Source organism: Deltaproteobacteria bacterium (genome assembly GCA_009929795.1).
Classification (GTDB): domain Bacteria; phylum Desulfobacterota; class Desulfovibrionia; order Desulfovibrionales; family Desulfomicrobiaceae; genus RZZR01.
This window is the reverse complement of the sequence record RZZR01000313.1, coordinates 1-1,811: the sequence shown is the minus strand read 5'-3', so window position 1 is coordinate 1,811 and position 1,811 is coordinate 1. Positions and strand designations below refer to the sequence as shown.

General features: G+C 61.6%; 2 protein-coding genes. One reads left to right on the top strand and one right to left on the bottom strand.

The genetic code is table 11. The features are described from left to right. Window positions 1-1,174: hypothetical protein (locus tag EOM25_14550; GenBank protein ID NCC26396.1), on the bottom strand; the 1,174-nt coding region annotated here is incomplete at its 3' end. A 189-nt stretch (window positions 1,175-1,363) separates the two neighbouring features. Here EOM25_14550 and EOM25_14545 point away from each other — a divergent pair. Next, the gene (locus tag EOM25_14545; protein ID NCC26395.1) at window positions 1,364-1,786 is read left to right on the top strand and encodes a (Fe-S)-binding protein; all 423 of its coding nucleotides are present in this window, start codon (window positions 1,364-1,366) and stop codon (window positions 1,784-1,786) included. The last annotated feature ends 25 nt before the right edge of the window (window positions 1,787-1,811 follow it).

Genomic DNA, 1,811 nt, shown 5'->3' with positions numbered 1-1,811 from the left:
TCCCCGTTCTTCGGGCCAGCATCTTCCGCACGGTCGTGGTCTGGGGAATGACGATCATCCCCGTGGTCAGGACCAGGCCCGTTTCCAGCTTGAAAAGCCGGGCGTTGACGATGACGTTGTCCCGGTCGAAATAATAGGTTCCGGTAATCACGCAGGAGGCCGACACGGACTTTCGGACCAGATCGCTGTCCCGGGCCATGGTGAACTCCCCTTCCCGCTGTTTGAGCAGAATCTCCCGGGTCATCCTGTACTCCTGGGCAGGAATGCCCCTCGTGTTGCACTCGTAGAACATCTGCTCGGCCATGAGCCGCCCGAAAGAGGACGTGCCCGAAAAATCGTCCAGATTGACGAAGGAAGTCGGGATGGCCATGACCCCGGAGTTGGATTGGCCCATGAGAGGCGCGAACAACTGGTCGGCCAGTTCCCGAATCTGGAGAACGATCTCCCGGCCCTGCTCGCTCCGTTGGTCCGGCAGACGCAGGGGCCTTCGGTCCCCGATAAAGACGTATCCCCCCCGACCGTCAGGAACATAGAACCCGGCATACAGGCCTTCCGAATCCCTGACGGGGACGCACTCCCCATTCACGTTGGTCTGTCCTCCGCGGAAACTCGAAACAGTGGCAGGTCGACCATAGCAGGACCCGGCAGGGCGACCGTGAGAATCTCCGGAACGTGAATAATCGGATGTGCCGGAACGAGCCGCGCAGTTCCAGCGTTCGGGCCAGGTGTCGACCCGAGCCCCGGGATCAAAGGGCTGTCGGCAGGGATCGGCCATGGGCACGGATACCGGATACTGCTCGGCCTTCAAAACCCCCGGTCCACAGTCGTACAAAGGATCACGAGACGCCATTCCCCGGCCATCATCGCCGAAGTCCCGCCGGTATGGGTCGTCCATGGGCTGCAATTCCGGATAGTACTCAACCGTCGAATCTTCCGACGGGCCGACCAGGGGCGTCTCCGGATAGTCCTCGACCGTCCCTTGCCCGGAGGAGGAGACCGGACCAGTCGTTTCCGCATATGCGTCACCCATCAGGACCCTCAAGGGATCCTCCGCGGGCAGAGAATCAGAATATGACTCGGCCCTGACGCTGGTCCAGACCAAAGCACCGGCCAGGAGGACCGTGCCCATGAATGTCCATTTCCATCCCACGGCACAAATGGAACGACTGCTCATACAACCTCCTCGGCCACAATCTTTTGCAGGCTCATATCCCAGATATCGGCCGAAGCATACGTTTCCTTTAGGGGTCGAGGCCGAGTTTTTGGCCAAACACGAGAACCGCCCTCTTCTTGACGACCCGGTTTGGACCGGGCAGACTCGGGTTTCGATTCCGCACCATCACCTCAACCAATCCGGTTCTTCATGAAAAAACTCATTGCCTCCCGAATGGAACGTTGCATCGGGTGCCATTCCTGCTCCCTGGCCTGCGCCCGCCTGGTCCACGGTCGGCTCTCCTGGGAGACCTCCGGCATCCGCATCGCCTCGTCCGGCGGTCTGTCCACCGGCTTCGAGGCCCGCCTCTGCGTGGCCTGCGATCCGGCCCCCTGCGCCGAAAACTGCCCCACCGGGGCCCTCACCCAGCGCAAGGGCGGCGGAGTCAAGGTCAAAAAGGACCTTTGCATCCGCTGCAACGCCTGCGTCCGGGCCTGCCCGGTGGCCGCCGTGGCCCTCGACCACGACAACCGCCCGTACATCTGCATCCATTGCGGCCGGTGCGTACCGTTCTGTCCGCACGCCTGTCTCGAACTGATTGACGTGGAAACCGGGGAGGGCGACGAACGATGATCACCGAACAATTCCGCATTCTCAA

Excerpts from the sequence above, each read along its gene's own strand:
- EOM25_14545 (NCC26395.1), top strand. The coding sequence starts at position 1,364 with ATGAAAAAACTCATTGCCTCCCGAATGGAACGTTGCATCGGGTGCCAT.